The sequence below is a fragment of the Pseudomonas sp. GW821-FHT11D10 genome (genome assembly GCF_058808435.1).
This window is the reverse complement of the sequence record NZ_JBXARR010000003.1, coordinates 267731-285345: the sequence shown is the minus strand read 5'-3', so window position 1 is coordinate 285345 and position 17615 is coordinate 267731. Positions and strand designations below refer to the sequence as shown.

General features: G+C 61.3%; 14 protein-coding genes. 8 read left to right on the top strand and 6 right to left on the bottom strand.

What is annotated here, in order from left to right; genetic code table 11:
* Positions 1 to 308 precede the first annotated feature (308 nt).
* The 5 genes from aceK (at position 309) to AC1RT4_RS11420 (ending at position 8403) form a co-directional block, all read left to right on the top strand.
* Complete coding sequence (aceK, locus tag AC1RT4_RS11440) at positions 309 to 2030, top strand: bifunctional isocitrate dehydrogenase kinase/phosphatase (protein ID WP_007956529.1); 1722 nt, start codon at positions 309 to 311, stop codon at positions 2028 to 2030.
* Positions 2031 to 2165: 135 nt separating this feature from the next.
* Positions 2166 to 6077: an ATP-dependent RNA helicase HrpA gene (gene hrpA / locus AC1RT4_RS11435; RefSeq protein ID WP_493085412.1), complete on the top strand. Its 3912-nt coding sequence runs from the start codon at positions 2166 to 2168 to the stop codon at positions 6075 to 6077.
* A 212-nt stretch (positions 6078 to 6289) separates the two neighbouring features.
* Positions 6290 to 7411 (top strand): beta-ketoacyl-ACP synthase III, encoded by a 1122-nt coding sequence (locus AC1RT4_RS11430; protein WP_115076920.1) that lies wholly within the window; start codon positions 6290 to 6292, stop codon positions 7409 to 7411.
* A 150-nt stretch (positions 7412 to 7561) separates the two neighbouring features.
* Entirely contained in the window at positions 7562 to 8173 is a 612-nt protein-coding gene (locus AC1RT4_RS11425; protein ID WP_230736075.1) for an RNA polymerase sigma factor, read from the top strand.
* Positions 8167 to 8403 (top strand): anti-sigma factor family protein, encoded by a 237-nt coding sequence (locus tag AC1RT4_RS11420; protein WP_007956536.1) that lies wholly within the window; start codon positions 8167 to 8169, stop codon positions 8401 to 8403. The genes AC1RT4_RS11425 and AC1RT4_RS11420 overlap by 7 nt, the downstream gene beginning before the upstream one ends.
* A gap of 129 nt (positions 8404 to 8532) precedes the next feature.
* On the opposite strand, the gene AC1RT4_RS11415 is transcribed toward AC1RT4_RS11420, so the two are convergent.
* A complete protein-coding gene (locus AC1RT4_RS11415) occupies positions 8533 to 9855 on the bottom strand; it encodes a putative porin (RefSeq protein ID WP_493085411.1) in 1323 nt (440 codons plus the stop codon).
* Positions 9856 to 10138: 283 nt separating this feature from the next.
* Here AC1RT4_RS11415 and AC1RT4_RS11410 point away from each other — a divergent pair, with 283 nt between their 5' ends.
* Positions 10139 to 11263, top strand: coding sequence for a GNAT family N-acetyltransferase (locus AC1RT4_RS11410; RefSeq protein WP_493085410.1), 1125 nt, complete (start codon positions 10139 to 10141; stop codon positions 11261 to 11263).
* A gap of 15 nt (positions 11264 to 11278) precedes the next feature.
* Here AC1RT4_RS11410 and aqpZ read toward each other — a convergent pair whose 3' ends face one another.
* The 5 genes from aqpZ to AC1RT4_RS11385 all read right to left on the bottom strand — a co-directional run bounded on the left by aqpZ (position 11279) and on the right by AC1RT4_RS11385 (position 16393).
* Entirely contained in the window at positions 11279 to 11974 is a 696-nt protein-coding gene (gene aqpZ, locus AC1RT4_RS11405; RefSeq protein ID WP_064383176.1) for an aquaporin Z, read from the bottom strand.
* Between the two features lie 189 nt (positions 11975 to 12163).
* On the bottom strand, positions 12164 to 13996 hold the full coding sequence (locus AC1RT4_RS11400) for an ABC transporter ATP-binding protein (RefSeq protein WP_493085409.1): 1833 nt from the start codon (positions 13994 to 13996) through the stop codon (positions 12164 to 12166).
* Between the two features lie 88 nt (positions 13997 to 14084).
* Positions 14085 to 14648 (bottom strand): peptidylprolyl isomerase, encoded by a 564-nt coding sequence (locus AC1RT4_RS11395; RefSeq protein ID WP_493085408.1) that lies wholly within the window; start codon positions 14646 to 14648, stop codon positions 14085 to 14087.
* A gap of 3 nt (positions 14649 to 14651) precedes the next feature.
* Positions 14652 to 15455, bottom strand: coding sequence for an alpha/beta fold hydrolase (locus AC1RT4_RS11390; protein WP_262161366.1), 804 nt, complete (start codon positions 15453 to 15455; stop codon positions 14652 to 14654).
* 14 nt (positions 15456 to 15469) lie between these two features.
* Positions 15470 to 16393, bottom strand: coding sequence for a PA3225 family LysR-type transcriptional regulator (locus tag AC1RT4_RS11385; RefSeq protein WP_007956543.1), 924 nt, complete (start codon positions 16391 to 16393; stop codon positions 15470 to 15472).
* Positions 16394 to 16442: 49 nt separating this feature from the next.
* Between AC1RT4_RS11385 and AC1RT4_RS11380 the strand changes: the two genes are divergently transcribed.
* The gene (locus AC1RT4_RS11380) at positions 16443 to 16757 is read left to right on the top strand and encodes a hypothetical protein (protein ID WP_011332961.1); all 315 of its coding nucleotides are present in this window, start codon (positions 16443 to 16445) and stop codon (positions 16755 to 16757) included.
* 159 nt (positions 16758 to 16916) lie between these two features.
* Positions 16917 to 17516 carry an FMN-dependent NADH-azoreductase gene (locus AC1RT4_RS11375; RefSeq protein ID WP_007956545.1) on the top strand — a complete coding sequence of 200 codons (600 nt, stop codon included), beginning with the start codon at positions 16917 to 16919 and terminating at the stop codon, positions 17514 to 17516.
* Positions 17517 to 17615: the final 99 nt, after the last annotated feature.

Genomic DNA, 17615 nt, shown 5'->3' with positions numbered 1-17615 from the left:
CTTGGTAAGGCCAGTCGCTGACGGGAATGGACAGGCATGAATAACTCGGGCAAAAGCGCAGGCTAGAGACGTCGCCGCTGAATTGGATCCGAAACCCACAGAAAACGCGGGCTGGCGCCCAGTGGTGGGGAGAACCGAAGTGGACGTTTATTGACCGAACGGTCGATTAAAAAAACTTTGATAAAAACTGTGTCGCTGTACAAGCCGCAAGAGGATTTGGCAGAAATTGCGCTTCTCCTGCGCCCGCTTCCGTGGCTAAGCTCAGGCCTTCGAGCACAGATTCTCCAATTCCCGCAGAGGTCTCATCTATGCCGCAGCAATGGCCAGCCACTGACATCGCCCGCCTGATCCTCGATGGCTTTGACGATTACCGCGAGCATTTTCGGCGGATCACCGACGGCGCCCGGGAGCGCTTCGAGCAGGCTCGCTGGCAGGACACGCAAACCGCGTCGGCGGCACGGATCAACCTCTACGAAGAAAAGGTCGGTGAAACCGTCGCCCGCCTGCGCGAGTATTTCGAGCCGGACACCTTGATGGACGTCACCTGTTGGCCGCTGGTGAAAAGCGCCTACATCAGCATCATCGACCTGCGCTTCGACGATGAACTGTCCGAGACCTGGTACAACTCGATTTTCTGCGGCCTGTTCAGCCACGACCTGATCAGCGACGGCTGCATGTTCATCCACACCACCCGCCCGAGCCTGCGCCGGGCACGGGCCGCGCAGACCCGTACCTATAAACCGCAAGGGCAGATCTCGGGCATGCTCGCGAGCATCTTTGCCGATTACCGCTTCAACGAGGCCTACGCCGATCTGCCCGGTGACTTGCATCGCCTGGAAGCGCAACTGCGCGAAAACCTGCCGGACTGGGTGTGCAAGGATCCGGAACTGAGCGTCGAGCTGTTTTCCTCGGTGCTGTACCGCAACAAGGGCGCGTACCTGGTCGGACGCATCTACACCAACGACGATCAGTGGCCGCTGGTGATTCCGCTGCTGCACCGCGAAGGGCGGGGGATTCAGATCGATGCGCTGATCACCGACGAAGCCGATGTGTCGATCATCTTCTCCTTCACCCGTTCGTATTTCATGGTGGATGTGCCGGTGCCGGCGGAGTTCATCGGTTTCCTCAAGCGCATCCTGCCGGGCAAGCACATCGCCGAGCTGTACACCTCGATCGGCTTCTACAAGCACGGCAAGTCCGAGTTCTACCGCGCCCTGATCAATCACCTGGCCAACACTGACGACCAGTTCATCATGGCGCCGGGCGTGCGCGGCATGGTCATGAGCGTGTTCACGCTGCCGGGCTTCAACACCGTGTTCAAGATCATCAAGGACCGTTTCTCGCCATCGAAAAACGTCGACCGCGCCACGGTGATCGAGAAGTATCGATTGGTGAAAAGCGTCGACCGGGTAGGGCGCATGGCCGATACCCAGGAATTCGCCGACTTCCGTTTTCCCCTGAGCAAGTTCGAGCCGGCATGTCTGGCGGAATTGCTGGAAGTTGCGCCGTCCACGGTGTCGCTGGAAGGCGAAACCGTGCTGATCCGCCACTGCTGGACCGAACGCCGGATGACCCCGCTCAACCTCTATCTGGACAACGCCAACGAAGCCCAGGTGCGCGAAGCGCTGGAGGATTACGGGCTGGCGATCAAACAACTGGCGGCGGCCAACATCTTCCCCGGCGACATGCTGCTGAAGAACTTCGGCGTCACCCGCCATGGCCGGGTGGTGTTCTACGACTACGACGAGATCTGCTTCCTCACTGAAGCCAACTTCCGCCACATCCCGGCACCGCGCACGCCGGAGGATGAAATGGCCTCCGAACCGTGGTATTCGATCGGGCCGCTGGACGTGTTCCCCGAGGAGTTTCCGCCGTTTCTGTTTGCCGATTCGGCGCAGCGCAAACTGTTCGATCAGCTGCATGGCGAGTTGTACAACGCTGATTACTGGAAGGGTTTGCAGGAGGCGATTCGGGCGGGGAAAGTGATTGATGTCTTTCCATATCGGCGAAAGGGCCTTGATAACGAATAAAGCAGCCGCGAGCCGCAAGCTACAAGCCTCAAGTCAAAGACCGCATTCAACTTGCGGCTTGTAGCTTGCCGCTTGTAGCTGCTTTTCTGCGACAATCGCGTCCTTGCGCCACTAGACGACCGAATTGCGTACCCGATGACCGACGAATCGCCCTCCATCGACAAACTGCTGAAAAACCTCGATCACGCCATGCTCGCCGACCGCCACCGGCTGCGGCGGCAGTTGCTTGAGCTGCGCAAGAAACCCGACGAGGCCAAGCTGGCCCAGTGGGTAGCGCGGATGCAGGCGTCCTGCGAGCAGGTGCTGGCGCGCAAGGTCAGCCTGCCGGTGATCCGTTACGACGACAGCCTGCCGATTGCAGCCAAGCGTGACGAAATCAAGAAGGCCCTGGAAAAGCACCAGGTGCTGATCATCGCCGGCGAAACCGGCTCGGGTAAAACCACCCAGTTGCCGAAAATCTGTCTGGAGATTGGTCGCGGCCAGCATGGTCTGATCGGCCACACCCAGCCTCGTCGAATTGCGGCGCGCAGCGTGGCCAGCCGGGTCGCTGAAGAACTCGGTACACCGCTGGGCGCACTGGTCGGCTATCAGGTGCGTTTCGAGGATCAGAGCGATTCCAACACCCTGATCAAACTGATGACCGACGGCATTCTGCTGGCGGAAACCCAGAACGACCGCTACCTCGAACGCTACGACACGATCATCGTCGACGAAGCCCACGAACGCAGCCTCAACATCGACTTCCTGCTCGGTTACCTGAAAACCCTGCTGCCGCGTCGTCCGGACCTGAAAGTCATCATCACTTCGGCGACCATCGATCTGGAGCGCTTCTCCAAGCATTTCGACGATGCACCGATTGTCGAAGTGTCCGGCCGCACCTTCCCGGTGGAAACCTGGTATCGCCCGCTGACGCTTGAGCAGGACGAAGAGGGCAACCGCGTCGAAGACGACCTGACCGTCGATCAGGCGATCCTCGCCACCCTCGACGAAATCGCCGCCTATGAACGCAGCGAACGCCGCAGTCCCGGCGATGTGCTGGTGTTCCTGCCGGGTGAGCGCGAGATCCGCGACGCTGCCGACATGCTGCGCAAGGCCCAGCTCAAACACACCGAAATCCTGCCGTTGTACGCGCGCCTGTCGCCGGCCGAGCAGCAGCGGATTTTCCAGTCCCATCCGGGCCGTCGTGTGGTGCTGGCGACCAACGTTGCCGAAACCTCGCTGACCGTGCCGGGCATCCGTTACGTGATCGACAGCGGCACCGCGCGCATCAGCCGCTACAGCTACCGCGCCAAGGTCCAGCGGTTGCCGATCGAAGCGATTTCCCAGGCCAGCGCCAACCAGCGTAAAGGTCGCTGCGGCCGGGTCGAGCCGGGCATTTGCGTGCGCTTGTACAGCGAAGAGGATTTCCTCGGTCGTCCGGAATTTACCGACCCGGAAATCCTGCGCACCAACCTCGCGGCGGTGATTTTGCAGATGCTCCATCTGCGCCTCGGTGAGATCACCGATTTCCCGTTTATCGAGCCGCCGGACGGCAAGGCGATCAGCGACGGTTTCAACCTGCTGCAAGAACTCTCGGCGGTGGACCGCAATAGTCAGCTCACGCCGCTCGGCCGTCAGCTGGCGCGCCTGCCGGTGGACCCGCGCATGGGCCGCATGCTGCTCGAAGCGGCGAAACTCGGCAGCCTGCAGGAAGTGCTGATCGTCGCCAGCGCCATGTCGATTCAGGACCCGCGCGAGCGTCCGCCGGAGCGTCAGCAAGCTGCCGACCAGGCTCACGCCCAGTGGAAGGACGCCGACTCCGACTTCGCCGGACTTGTCAATCTGTGGCGCGGTTTTGAAGAGCAGCGCCAGGCGCTGACGGCGAGCCCGCTGCGCAACTGGTGCCGGAAGAATTTCCTCAACTACCTGCGGTTGCGCGAGTGGCGCGACTCCCACCGTCAGTTGAGTTTGATCTGCCGCGACTTGCAACTGAGCCTGAACAAAGAGCCGGCGGATTATCCGAAGCTGCACAAAGCGGTGCTGGTCGGCCTGCTCAGCCAGATCGGCCAGAAAACCGAGGACGGCGATTACCTTGGCGCCCGTCAGCGGCGGTTCTGGATTCACCCGTCGTCGGGTATCGGCAAGAAACGCCCGCAGTGGGTGATGACCGCCGAACTGGTAGAAACCACCAAGCTCTACGCGCGGATGGTGGCGAAGATCGACGCCGACTGGATCGAACCGCTGGCCGGGCACCTGATCAAGAAGAACCACTTCGAACCGCACTGGGAGAAGAAACGCGGCCAGGTCGTTGCGTTCGAACAGATCACCCTGTTCGGCCTGATCGTGGTCGGTCGTCGACCGGTGCATTACGGCCCGGTGGATCCGGTGGTATCGCGCGAGCTGTTCATTCGCGAAGGCCTGGTGCGGGGTGAGATTCAGTCCCGGGCCAAGTGCCTGACCACCAACAAGCAATTGCTCGAACAGCTCGACGAACTGGAGGCCAAGGCCCGTCGCCGGGACATTCTGGCCGACGAGGAAACCCTTTACGCGTTCTACGATGCGCGACTGCCGGCGGAAATTCACCAGACCGCGACGTTCGACAGCTGGTACCGCGTCAACAGCCAGAAAGACCCGCAGCTGCTGATCATGCGCGAGGAAGACGTGCTGGCTCGCGAAGCCAGTGAAGTCACCGCCCAGCATTACCCGGACACGCTGCACATCGGCGATCTGGAACTGGCCCTGAGTTACCACTTCGAACCGAATCACCCGCGCGACGGTGTGACCCTGCGTGTGCCGGCGCCGCTGTTGCCGATGCTGCCGCCGGAGCGCCTGGAATGGCTGGTGCCGGGGCTGATCGAGGCCAAGTGCATTGCGCTGGTGCGCAACCTGCCCAAGGCCCTGCGCAAGAACTTCGTGCCGGTGCCGGACTTCATCAAGGCCGCGCTGCAACGCATGACCTTTGCCGAAGGTTCGTTGCCGCAAGCGTTGGGCCGCGAACTGCTGCGCATGACCGGTGCGCGGGTCAGCGACGAGGCATGGGCGGAAGCGGCGCAGCAGGTTGAAAGCCACCTGCGGATGAACCTGGAAATCGTCGACGGCCAAGGCAAGTTCCTCGGCGAAGGACGGGATCTGGCAGAACTGACCGCACGTTTCGCCGAAGCCAGCCAGGCTGCGTTGGCCGTACCGCAGAGTGCGAAAAGCCAACAGCCGGTGGAGGCCAAGGTCTTCGCCCCGGTGGCGGAAAAGACTCAGCAGAAGATCGCCGGGCTGTCGATGACGGTTTATCCGGCGCTGGTGGAAGAGGGCGGCACGGTCAAGGAAGGTCGCTTCTCGACCCCCGCCGAAGCCGAGTTCCAGCACCGCCGCGCCTTGCAGCGACTGCTGATGCAGCAACTGGCCGAACCGGCCAAGTTCCTGCGCGGCAAGTTGCCGGGCCTGACCGAAATGGGCCTGCTGTACCGCGAACTGGGTCGCGTCGATGCGCTGGTAGAAGACATTCTGCTGGCCAGCCTCGACAGCTGCATTCTCGACGGCGAAGACCCGTTGCCGCGTGACGGCGCAGGGCTGGCGGCACTGGCCGAGCGCAAGCGTGGCAGCTGGACCGAGCACGCCGAGCGCGTGGCGCGTCTGACCCTGGAAATCCTCAAGCTCTGGCACGGCCTGCAAAAACGCTTCAAGGGCAAGATCGACCTGGCTCAGGCGGTGGCGTTGAACGACATCAAGCAGCAGCTCAGTCATCTGGTGTATCCGGGCTTCGTCCGGGAAACGCCGATGCTCTGGCTCAAGGAGTTGCCGCGCTATCTGAAGGCCGTCGAGCAGCGTTTCGAGAAGCTGGGTGCGCAGGTGCAGAAGGATCGGGTGTGGAGCGGCGAGCTCGCCGGGCTCTGGACGCAATACCAGACCCGCGCCGCCAAACATGCCCAGGAAGGCAAACGCGATCCGCAGCTCGAGCTTTATCGCTGGTGGCTGGAGGAGTATCGCGTTTCGCTGTTCGCCCAGCAGTTGGGGACGAAAGTGCCGATCTCCGACAAGCGGCTGAACAAACAGTGGACGCAGGTCGAGGCCTGACCTCCGATCCTGCAAAAGGCGCCAAAAGCCAAGGTTTATGGCAAACTTCGCGCCTATAAACGCCGGCCCCGCGGTTTTGAGCCTTCTCAACCGCGGGCGAGGTCGGAATAAAGCGATGCCAGGTTTTTGCGTCCCTTATACGGGAATGGACCCTTTGCGTGTTGGCACGTCGGTGCCAGCACTTTCTGCCTGAACAGATTAGAGAAACGACCATGCATAACGTCGTCATCAGCGGCACCGGCCTGTATACCCCGGCCAACAGCATCTCCAACGAAGAGCTGGTGCAGTCTTTCAATACCTACGTCGCCCAGTTCAATGCGGACAACGCCGAAGCCATCGCCAGTGGCGAAGTCCAGGCCCTGACCGAGTCCAGCGCCGCGTTCATCGAAAAAGCTTCCGGCATCAAGAGCCGCTTTGTCATGGACAAGGACGGCATCCTCGACCCTGCGCGCATGGCGCCACGCCTGCCGGAGCGTTCCAACGACGAATGGTCGGTGCTCTGCCAGATGGCCATCGGCGCTGCCGAACAAGCCCTGCAGCGCGCCGGCAAGACCGCCGCTGACATCGACGGTGTGATCGTTGCCTGCTCCAACCTGCAGCGCGCCTACCCGGCCATCGCCATCGAAGTCCAGGAAGCGCTGGGCATCCAGGGTTTCGGTTTCGACATGAACGTTGCCTGCTCGTCGGCGACCTTCGGCATCCAGCAAGCGGCCAACACCGTGCAACTGGGCCAGGCCCGGGCGATCCTGATGGTCAACCCGGAAGTCTGCACCGGTCACCTGAACTTCCGTGACCGTGACAGCCACTTCATCTTCGGTGACGCCGCTACCGCCGTCGTCATCGAGCGTGCCGATACGGCGACGTCGAAACACCAGTTCGACGTGGTCAGCACCAAACTGCTGACCAAGTTCTCCAACAACATCCGCAACAACTTCGGCTTCCTCAACCGCGCAGCGGAAGAGGGCATCGGTGCCCGCGACAAACTGTTCGTGCAGGAAGGCCGCAAGGTGTTCAAGGACGTCTGCCCGATGGTGGCCGAGTTGATCGGCGAACACCTGGAAGAGAACAAGCTCAACGTCGGTGACGTGAAGCGCTTCTGGCTGCACCAGGCCAACCTGAGCATGAACCACCTGATCGTGCGCAAGCTGCTGGGCCGCGAAGCCACCGAAGAAGAAGCCCCGGTGATTCTCGACACCTACGCCAACACCAGCTCCGCCGGTTCCGTGATCGCGTTCCACAAATACCAGGACGATCTGGCGGCCGGTTCGCTGGCAGTGCTGAGTTCGTTCGGTGCCGGTTACTCCATTGGTAGCGTGATTCTGCGTAAACGTTGAGTGGACCCGTTCATGTCCTCTTAATCGCGCTAATCTTTCCTACATCCGAATCAGCGAGAACGCTGTGATTTTCGGAGACTGCGGCAGGACGACGCTTGAAGCGTCCTCCTGCCGCAATCATTTTTGAGGCGGGAAAAAGGGGATTGATGGATGGCGGTTGACGACACACAACTGCTCGAGCGGTTGTTGGCAGGCGAACAGAAAGCCTTCAAGGAACTGGTCAGCACCTATCAAAGCCCCATGCGCGCAGTGGCCTACGCGATTGTCGGCCAGCGCCATGTCGAAGAAGTGGTGCAGGATGCCTGGCTGTCGGTGGTGCGCAATATCGGCCGTTTCGAGGGGCGCTCCAGCCTCAAGACCTGGCTGCTGACCATCACCGCCAACTCGGCCAAGAGCCGCTACAAACTCAATCGTCGCGAAGTGTTGCTGGATGATCTGCCGTCCCCCCACGGCACCATCGACGACGATCGTTTTTCCCCCGGCGACGGCCACTGGCTGGTCGCACCGTTCGCCTGGCACCAGGACACGCCCGAAGCGTTGCTGACGGAAGGCGAGCTGCGTGAATGCCTCGAGCACACATTGTTGAGCCTGTCGGAACTGCAAAGCAGCGTGCTGTTGCTGCGCGAACGCCAGGGGCTGGAGCTGGAGGAGATCTGTAATCTTCTGGAGATCTCGCTCTCCAATGTCCGCGTGCTGCTGCATCGGGCACGCTTGAAGGTCTTCGCGACCGTGGAGCATTTTGAGGAGACCGGCGAATGTTGACGTGCAAGGAGCAAGTGGCGCGATCCAGCGATTATCTTGATGGCCAGCTGAGCTTTCGCGAGAAGCTGATGGTGCGTCATCACCTGATGTTCTGCCGCAATTGCCGGCGTTTCATTCGCCAGATGCGTTTGATGCAGGCGACGTTGCGGGCGATGCCGCAAAAGCCTGAAGAGGGCGTGGACGCGTTGGCCGAGCAGCTGGCACAGCTGCGGCGCAAGGATCGATCCTGAAAACACAGACTGGCGCGGCCGCAGCGAACGGATGATGGGGATCGCTGCGGCCGCGCCAGTCTGTTGAAGACTCTTCAAACGATGGAACCGGATGTACAACCCATCGTTTGAAGTCTGTTGCCGGGTTGCTTAGAACTTCGCTTCCGCATCCAGCTGCAGGGTGTTGGTGTCTGCATCACGCCGGGTACGGCTGGAGAAGTCGGCCTTGGTCAGGAAGTAAGTCGCACCGATGGCGAAGTTCTTGTCGATGTCGTAACCGACCTTGAACTTGTGGCCACGGGAACCGGTGGTGCCGTTGGCGAAGTCCGAATCGGTGAAGGCGCCGACCACAGCGTTGCGCTGCACGTCACGATAGTTGTAGTCGAGGTTCAGGCCGAAGACTTTCGACTTGGCACCCACCAGCCACGCGGTGTCCTGATCGGTCACTGCATCGTTGTTCTTCACGTACTGACCGTAGAACGACAGCGGCATTGGCAGGCCGCCGATGTCGACCTGGCTGAAACCTTCGTACAGACGGAATTCGTTGTTCGCCGAGTTGCCGTTGACGGCCAGGGCGCACGGCGTAGAGGTTCCGGTGCAACGGCTGTCTTCGTCGTTCTGGTAGGCGTAGACGCTGCCGCCCAGGGTCAGTTTGAGGTTGTCGGTAATGGTGAAGCGGCTGCCCAGCTGGCCGGCGGTCAGGCGCAGGTCGTGACGGAACTGCACGCCGTCGCCGTCGACGTTGTCCTTGAGGTTGTAATTACCCAGGCTGCCGAACAGTTCGACGCTGCTGCCCAATGGATATTTGTAGGTAACAGCCAGACCTTCCGGGTTGATGTCGCTGTCCCAGATCACATCGCCCATGCTCACCCACGGTTGCAGCATCTTGCCGCCGATGATGTGCAGGTTCTTGATCTGGTCCGGGTGGTAGTCGATGTAGCCCAGGTCGAGCCAGATCTGCTTCTTGTCGAAGTAGTTGTCCTGATCCTGGTTGGTCGAACGGGCGTCGTCGCCGCCGCCGGTGGCGATACGGATGCCGGTGTCGACTTGCGGGTTGATCTCGGTGTACGCACCCAGACGGGCACGGATGCGCTGGCGATCCTTGTCGCGGCCGCCGTTGTTCGGCTCGCCATCGATCTTGATGGTTTCCTGACGGATACGCACGTCGCCCTTGAACTGGGTCTTGGCGGCCCAGGCCAGTTTCTGGTCGAAACTGCTGAGTTCGTTGGTTTTCTTCGCGGTCGCCGCGATTTGCTCGTTGGTCTCTTGCTGCGCCTGCTGCGCGATTTGCTGGGCCTTCTGATCCTTGGCCAGTTCAGTTTGCAGTTCAACGTACTGCGCCTGGGAAATCGAACCGTTAGCCTTGAGCATGTCGAGCAGTTTGGCGTCGACTGCGGCACTGGCCGGTACACTCATGGCCAGCAACAGGCCACCGCACAGGGCCGCCGCAGTTTTCGTGGAAGCAAGACGCATAGCAATCTCCGAAGATGAAAAGGGGATGGCTGAACCATCCTGGGCACAACCGACGGTTTGACGGTCGGAAAACAGTGTCCGGGGTAGAACCCGGCGCTCTAAAAACAGGCGCCAGTATCGCGATGGTTTATGACAGAGCAGTGGCACGATGATGGCAGGTTGATGACGATACAAAACTGCCATGAACTATTGATCTAGAGCGCTGTCGCGCATTCGGGCGTGGGCAACGCCCGGCCGATCAGCGATACTCGCCGGGCGTTCACGCCCGAAAGTGGAGAGGAAAATGCCGCTGCAACGTCTGCATAAACTGTCGGAAATTCCAGCGTCCGACTGGGATGTTCTGGTCCCGCAAAACCAGCCGTTTCTGCGCCACGCCTTTCTGGCTTCGCTGGAGGACAGCGGCAGCGTCGGCCCGCACACGGGCTGGCAAGCGGAGCATTTGCTGCACGTTGAAGCGGGGCGCGTGATCGCGGCGTTGCCCGGTTATCGCAAGTGGCACTCCTACGGCGAGTACGTGTTCGATCACGGCTGGGCCGATGCCTGCGCCCGGGCCGGCATCGATTACTACCCCAAGTTTTTGAGCGCGGTGCCGTTCAGTCCGGTCAGCGGCCCACGGTTGTTGGCAGCGAATCTCGAGGACGGATTCGAACTGCTCAAGAGCCTGCCGGGGTATCTGGAAATCGAAGAGCTCTCCAGCGCTCACATCAACTTCACCGACGCTTTCACCGATGCTGCAATGGCCGAGCAGCCGAGCTGGCTGCAACGCATCGGCTGTCAGTACCACTGGCAGAATCGCGGCTACCGCGATTTTCAGGATTTCCTCGACGTGCTTGCCTCGCGCAAGCGCAAGCAGATGCGCAAGGAGCGCGAGCAAGTGGCGGGGCAGGGCTTCGAGTTCGAATGGCTGGAGGGCCGCGAGCTGGACGAGGCGCAGTGGGATTTTGTCTACGCCTGTTACGCCAACACCTACGCGGTACGCCGGCAGGCACCGTATCTGACCCGGGAATTCTTCAGCCTGCTGGCCGAGCGCATGCCGGAATCGATTCGCGTGGTCCTGGCCCGGCAGGGCTCACGGCCGGTGGCGATGGCGTTCAGCCTGGTGGGCGGCGACAGCTTTTACGGGCGTTACTGGGGATGCCTGGCCGAGTTCGACCGGCTGCATTTCGAGACCTGTTTCTATCAGGGCATGGACTATGCGATTGCCAATGGATTTCAACGTTTCGATGCCGGTGCCCAAGGCGAGCACAAGCTGATTCGCGGCTTCGAACCGGTGATCACCCATTCCTGGCATTACCTGCGCCATCCCGGTTTGAAAGCCGCGGTCAAAGACTTCCTGCACCAGGAACGCGCCGGTGTACTGGCCTATGCCGAAGAGGCGAGGAGCGCCTTGCCGTATCGGCAAGCCTGATCCTCGCCGGCACCCTCAGCTGTCTTCCTTGCCCAGCCAGCGATAGAGCACGCCGCCGACCACCGCACCGAGCAGCGGCGCGACCCAGAACATCCACAACTGCGCGATGGCCCAGCCGCCGACCATCAGCGCCGGGCCGGTGCTGCGGGCCGGGTTGACCGATGTGTTGGTGACCGGGATCGAGATCAGGTGGATCAGCGTCAGGGCCAGGCCGATGGCGATCGGTGCCAGTCCTGCCGGGGCGCGTTTGTCGGTGGCGCCGAGGATGATCACCACGAACATGGCGGTCATCACCAGCTCGGTGACGAAGCCGGATGCCATCGAGTATTTGCCCGGCGAGTGCTCGCCATAACCGTTTGAGGCCAGGCCGGCAGCGATGTCGAATCCTTCCTTGCCGCTGGCGATGTGGTAGAGCAGTGCCGCTGCCAGAATCCCGCCGATCACCTGGGCGATGACGTAGGCGGGCAGTTCTTTGGCCGGGAACCGACCGCCGACGACCAGTCCGACCGACACGGCCGGGTTGAGGTGACAGCCGCTGATGTGGCCGATGGCAAACGCCATGGTCAGCACCGTCAGACCAAACGCCAGGGCCACCCCCAGCACCCCGATTCCCAAAGGTGAAGACGCGGCGATGACCGCACTGCCGCAACCGCCCAACACCAACCAGAACGTACCCAACAACTCAGTAACTGAACGTTTGAACAGAGACATGAGAGAGTCCTTGATAGGCGTGCTATCGAGACTGCATCGAGTGGTGCGTCCCTGCAGATTTACGACAGGTTCCGTTCCGGAGCCTTGGATCAGTACAGCAGGGATTTTGTGGATTTCCAGCAGGCGATAAAAAACCGCCAGAGCCCGTGGGTAAAGGGCTCTGGCGGTTTTTGTGTTTTGACGCAGTCATCAGTCGATGCCGACAAACCCTCCGGTCTGGTGCGCCCACAGCCGCGCATACAATCCGCCGTGCGCCAGCAGTTCGGCATGGTTGCCGCTTTCGGCGATCTTGCCGTTCTCCAGCACCACCAGCCGGTCCATGCGGGCAATGGTCGAGAGGCGGTGGGCGATGGCGATCACGGTCTTGCCCTGCATCAGGGTTTCGAGGCTTTCCTGAATCGCCGCTTCAACCTCAGAGTCCAGCGCCGAGGTCGCTTCGTCCATGATCAGGATCGGCGCGTCCTTGAGCAGTACCCGCGCAATCGCGATCCGCTGACGCTGACCACCGGACAGTTTCACCCCGCGTTCGCCGACATGCGCGTCGAATCCGGTGCGTCCTTCGGCATCCGACAACAACGGGATGAACTCATCGGCGCGGGCCTTGCGTACCGCTTCCCAGAGCTCGGCGTCGGTGGCGTCGGGCTTGCCGTACAGCAAGTTGTCGCGGATCGAGCGGTGCAGTAGCGAGGTGTCCTGGGTGATCATGCCGATCCGCGCGCGCAGGCTTTCCTGGCCGACTTCGGCGATGTTCTGGCCGTCGATGAGGATCCTTCCGCCCTCTACGTCGTAGAGACGCAGCAGCAGGTTGACCAAGGTCGATTTGCCGGCGCCGGACGGGCCGATCAGACCGATTTTCTCACCCGGTTTGATGATCAGGTTGAGGTCGCCGATGATGCCTTTCTTCTTGCCGTAGTGAAAATCCACGTGCTCGAAACGCACTTCGCCACGGGCCACGGCCAGCGGTTTGGCCTGCTCCCGGTCGGTGACGCTGACCGGTTGCGCGATGGTCTGCAGACCGTCCTGGACCATGCCGATGTTTTCGAAAATGCCGGTGACCACCCACATGATCCAGCCGGACATGTTGACGATGCGGATCACAAGGCCAGTGGCCAGGGCGATCGCGCCGACGCTGATCAGCGACTGCGTCCACAGCCACAGGGCCAGCGCCGTGGTGCCGACGATCAGCAGGCCGTTCATGGTGGTGATCGCCACGTCCATGCTGGTGACCACGCGGCCCGCCATCTGGGCTTTTTCGGTCTGTTCCTGGATCGCCTCGCGGGCGTAGTGCTGTTCGAAGTTGGTGTGGGCGAACAGCTTCAGGGTGGCGATGTTGGTGTAGCCATCGACGATCCGGCCCATGAGTTTCGAGCGCGCATCGGAGGCTTCCACCGAGCGGTCCTTGACCCGTGGTACGAAGTAATAGAGCGCGCCGATGTAGGCGGCGATCCACGTCAGCAGCGGGATCATCAGGCGCCAGTCGGCCTCGGCGAACAGCACCAGCGAACTGATCGCGTAGATCAGCACATGCCACAACGCATCCACCGCTTGCACGGCGGAATCGCGCAGCGAGTTGCCGGTCTGCATGATGCGCTGGGCAATGCGCCCGGCGAAGTCGTTCTGGAAGAAATTCAGGCTCTGCTTGAGCACGTAGCTGTGGTTCTGCCAGCGAATCATGCTGGTCATGCTCGGGCTCAGGGTCTGGTGCACCAGCATGTCGTGCAGCGCCAGGAACAGGGGGCGCAGCAGTAAAGCTACCACCGCCATCCACGCCAGTTCGGCGCCATGCACTTTGAAGAAATCGACGTTCGGCGTGCCCTGGGCGAGGTCGATGATGCGGCTCAGGTAACTGAACAGCGCCACTTCGATCAAGGCACCGAACAGGCCGACGATCAGCAGGGCGGCGAAACTCGGCCAGACCTGCTTCAGGTAATAGGTATAGAAGGGCAGAACGCGGTCCGGCGGGGATGCCGTCGGGGCATCGCGGAATATGTCGATCAGTTGTTCGAAACGGCGATAGAGCATCAGATAACCGCCCGGAGCACGGGCTCTCCTTTTATCAGTGTGAGCGGCGTGACGTCAGGTCAGCACCGCTCGATATGCCCTGTAAAGCTTAGTCGATGCGCTTGGCCGACTTGATGATCACAGGGTCGACCGGCACGTTTTGCATGCCCTGTTTGGTGGTGGTCTGGGAGTTGACGATGATGTCTACCACGTCCATGCCCTTGACCACTTTGGCGAACACCGCGTAACCGGCGTCACGGCCCGGATCGAGGAAGGCGTTGTCGGCGACGTTGATGAAGAACTGGCTGGTGGCCGAATCCGGGTTCGAAGTACGGGCCATCGACAGGGTGCCGCGAACGTTGTGCAGGCCGTTGCTGGCTTCGTTCTTGATCGGAGCGTCAGTTGGTTTCTGCACCATCTGCTGGGTAAAACCGCCGCCCTGAGCCATGAAACCCGGGATCACACGGTGGAAGATCGTGTTGGTATAGAAGCCCTTGTCAACGTACGAAAGAAAATTCTTGGTACTGATCGGCGCCTTGACCGGGTCCAGTTCGAGTTCGATCTGACCGTTGGTGGTATCGAGCAGTACATGCGGCGCTTTTTCCGCAGTGGCAGCCATCAGGTTGGCAGCGAACAGCACGGTGCCGGCGGCGAGGGCGAGTTTTTTCAGCATGGGTCAGTGATCCTGAGGGTGATTATCGGCTGTGGCGAGAAACTCCAGCAGCGTTTGATTGAAGCGTTCGGGCTGATCGAGCGGGGTGGCGTGGCGCGAATCGGCGATCACCACCAGCCGCGCATCGGGCAGCAGTCTGACATAGGTTTCTTTCAGCGAAACGGGGGTGTAATCCCGGTCGGCGCTGACGACGAGGGTTGGACAGGTGACCCGGGAAAGTCGTTCCTGAACCCCCCAGCCAACAATCGCATCGAAGCTGGCGAGATAAGCACGTTTGTCGTTTTTTGCCCAGCGTTCAGCCATCTTCTGGCGCAAATCCGCCTGCTCCGGTTTGGGGAACAGCTTGGCGCCCAGGGCTTTGCCGATGGTGGCGAGGCTGAGCAGGCGCATCAGGCTCCAGCGCTTGAACCACTGCCAGTAATCGTCGCGGCTGCGCACCTTGACCTCGGGCGCGCTGTTGACGATGGTCAGGCTCTTGAGCATCCGCGGCTGATCGACGGCGAACTGGAAGCCGATCATGCCGCCCATGGACAGCCCGGCATAGTGCACCGGGCCGAGCTTCAAATGCTCGATCAGGGCGACGATGTCGGCGCTGAACCCGGCGATGCTGTAGCGCTCGCGGGGCTTGTCGGAGCGGCCGTGACCGCGCACGTCCGGAACTATCACCCGGTAATGCGCGGCCAGGGCGGGAATCTGCATTTCCCAGTCCAGGGTGCTGGAACCGAGACCGTGAACCAGCAGCAATGGATCGCCGTGGCCATATTCCTCGTAGTGCAGGTTGCAACCTTCATGCTCGAAATACGCCATCGGTGAACTCCGTGTCAGGCTTGTTCGGGGGCGGCAAACGGTGCGTCCAGCGGCAGAGTGTCGAAGGTGCGCAGCAGTTCGACGAGGATCTGCGAAGCCGGGCCCAGGGGTTTGTCCTTGTTCGAGTACAGATAGAAGCTCGGATTGCGGCTGCCGCCCTGATCCAACGGTAGCAGCTTGAGCAGGCCTTCCTTCAATTCCCGCTCGATCATGTGCCGTGGCAGCCAGGCGAAGCCCAGACCGCTGGAGACAAAATTGGCGGCGGTGGCGAGGCTGCCGACGGTCCAGCGCTGTTCGGCACCGAGCCAGCCGACGTCCCGCGGTTGCTGGCGGCCGGAGTCGCGGATCACCACTTGCATCTGGGTTTCCAGGTCCTGGAAATTCAGCTCGCGGTTCAGCCGGTGCAGCGCGTGTTCGGGGTGGGCGACGGCGACGAATTCCACGTCGCTCAATTCCGCGCCGAGGTAACCGGGAATGCTCAGGCCGGTGATGGCCAGGTCGGCCACGCCTTCAAGCAGCACTTCTTCGACCCCCGACAGCACTTCCTCACGCAGACGCACGCGGCAGCCACGGCTTTGCGGCATGAACGCGGTCAGGGCGCGGACGAGGCGGGCGCTCGGGTAGGCAGCGTCGACCACCAGCCGCACTTCGGCTTCCCAACCCTGCTCCATGTGATGGGCGAGGTCTTCCAGCTGGCTGGCCTGTTTCACCAGTTGTCGCGAGCGGCGCAGCAACACGCCGCCGGCTTCGGTCAGCACAGCCTTGCGACCGTCGATGCGCAACAGCGGCACGCCGAGCTGATCCTGCATGCGGGCGACGGTGTAGCTCACCGACGATTGCGAGCGGTGCAGGGCCTCGGCGGCCTGGGCGAATCCGCCGTGGTCGACCACGGCCTGCAACGTTCGCCATTGATCAAGGGTCACGCGGGGCGCTTTCATCAATAGCTCCTCTTGTCCTAAGCTGGCGGTCCCTCATGGAGACTGCCGAATGAAAAAATTCTGTTGTGTGTTGCTGGCGCTGCTTCCGCTGACTGCGTTCGCGTACCCGATCGATGTGGAAAAGGACCTCAACGGCCTGAAGATCGACTACAACGCGTTCGACACCGATAACGACATCGGCTCCATCCAGGTCAACAACTACGGCGACGTCGACGCGACCTGCAAGGTGGTGTTCACCAACGGCCCGGAAGCGCCGCGCACCCGCAATATCGAAGTGGCGGCGGGCAAGCACAAGAACGCCACGGCCAAGTTCACCCGGACCATCATCAAGCTGCGCATCAAGCTGAGCTGCACCCCGAAATAGCGTCACGGCCCTGTGGGGGCGGGCTCCCACAGGGTATGGCTTGCATCTAAACGAATTTTTCGATGCTTTGCAGCAATTATTTGCGCTTTTTCATCGATACGACTCTGTTTAACCTTCACTCCATCGACTTACAACATTCTCGGATGGAGGCTACACAACATGTCCCGCGTTCTGATCATCGAAAGCAGCGCCCGCCAACAAGACTCGGTTTCCCGTCAACTGACCCAGACCTTCATCAGTCAGTGGAAAGCGGCGCATCCGGCCGATCAGATCACCGTACGTGACCTCGCCGTGAACCCGGTACCGCACCTGGACATCAACCTGCTGGGCGGCTGGATGAAATCCGCCGAGCAGCGCAACGACAGCGAGCAATCCTCGCTCGACCGTTCCAACGAATTGACCGATGAGTTGCTGGCCGCCGACGTGCTGGTGATGGCCGCTCCGATGTACAACTTCGCCATCCCGAGCACCCTGAAAGCCTGGCTCGACCACGTACTGCGTGCCGGCGTGACCTTCAAGTACACCGAAACCGGCCCGCAAGGCCTGCTCAGCGGCAAGCGTGCCTACGTGCTGACCGCTCGCGGCGGCATCTACGCCGGCGGCCCGGCGGATCATCAGGAACCGTACCTGCGTCAGGTGATGGGTTTCATCGGTATCCACGACGTGACCTTCATCCACGCCGAAGGCATGAACCTGGGCGGCGACTTCCAGGAGAAAGGCCTCAACCAGGCCAACGCCAAACTGTCCCAGGTCGCTTGATATGTTAATCGCCAGATAATCGCCGATTGTTCTAGTGACCTGGCGCAACCCCTTCAAGGCTCTACGCGCATCGAACCTCCCTTTGCACTTGTTGCTCCT

Coding starts and splice junctions, on each gene's coding strand:
- AC1RT4_RS11400 (WP_493085409.1), bottom strand. CDS start 13,996: ATGCTCTATCGCCGTTTCGAACAACTGATCGACATATTCCGCGATGCC.
- aceK (WP_007956529.1), top strand. CDS start 309: ATGCCGCAGCAATGGCCAGCCACTGACATCGCCCGCCTGATCCTCGAT.
- AC1RT4_RS11395 (WP_493085408.1), bottom strand. CDS start 14,648: ATGCTGAAAAAACTCGCCCTCGCCGCCGGCACCGTGCTGTTCGCTGCC.
- AC1RT4_RS11430 (WP_115076920.1), top strand. CDS start 6,290: ATGCATAACGTCGTCATCAGCGGCACCGGCCTGTATACCCCGGCCAAC.
- AC1RT4_RS11375 (WP_007956545.1), top strand. CDS start 16,917: ATGTCCCGCGTTCTGATCATCGAAAGCAGCGCCCGCCAACAAGACTCG.
- aqpZ (WP_064383176.1), bottom strand. CDS start 11,974: ATGTCTCTGTTCAAACGTTCAGTTACTGAGTTGTTGGGTACGTTCTGG.
- AC1RT4_RS11410 (WP_493085410.1), top strand. CDS start 10,139: ATGCCGCTGCAACGTCTGCATAAACTGTCGGAAATTCCAGCGTCCGAC.
- AC1RT4_RS11415 (WP_493085411.1), bottom strand. CDS start 9,855: ATGCGTCTTGCTTCCACGAAAACTGCGGCGGCCCTGTGCGGTGGCCTG.
- hrpA (WP_493085412.1), top strand. CDS start 2,166: ATGACCGACGAATCGCCCTCCATCGACAAACTGCTGAAAAACCTCGAT.
- AC1RT4_RS11425 (WP_230736075.1), top strand. CDS start 7,562: ATGGCGGTTGACGACACACAACTGCTCGAGCGGTTGTTGGCAGGCGAA.
- AC1RT4_RS11420 (WP_007956536.1), top strand. CDS start 8,167: ATGTTGACGTGCAAGGAGCAAGTGGCGCGATCCAGCGATTATCTTGAT.
- AC1RT4_RS11390 (WP_262161366.1), bottom strand. CDS start 15,455: ATGGCGTATTTCGAGCATGAAGGTTGCAACCTGCACTACGAGGAATAT.
- AC1RT4_RS11385 (WP_007956543.1), bottom strand. CDS start 16,393: ATGAAAGCGCCCCGCGTGACCCTTGATCAATGGCGAACGTTGCAGGCC.
- AC1RT4_RS11380 (WP_011332961.1), top strand. CDS start 16,443: ATGAAAAAATTCTGTTGTGTGTTGCTGGCGCTGCTTCCGCTGACTGCG.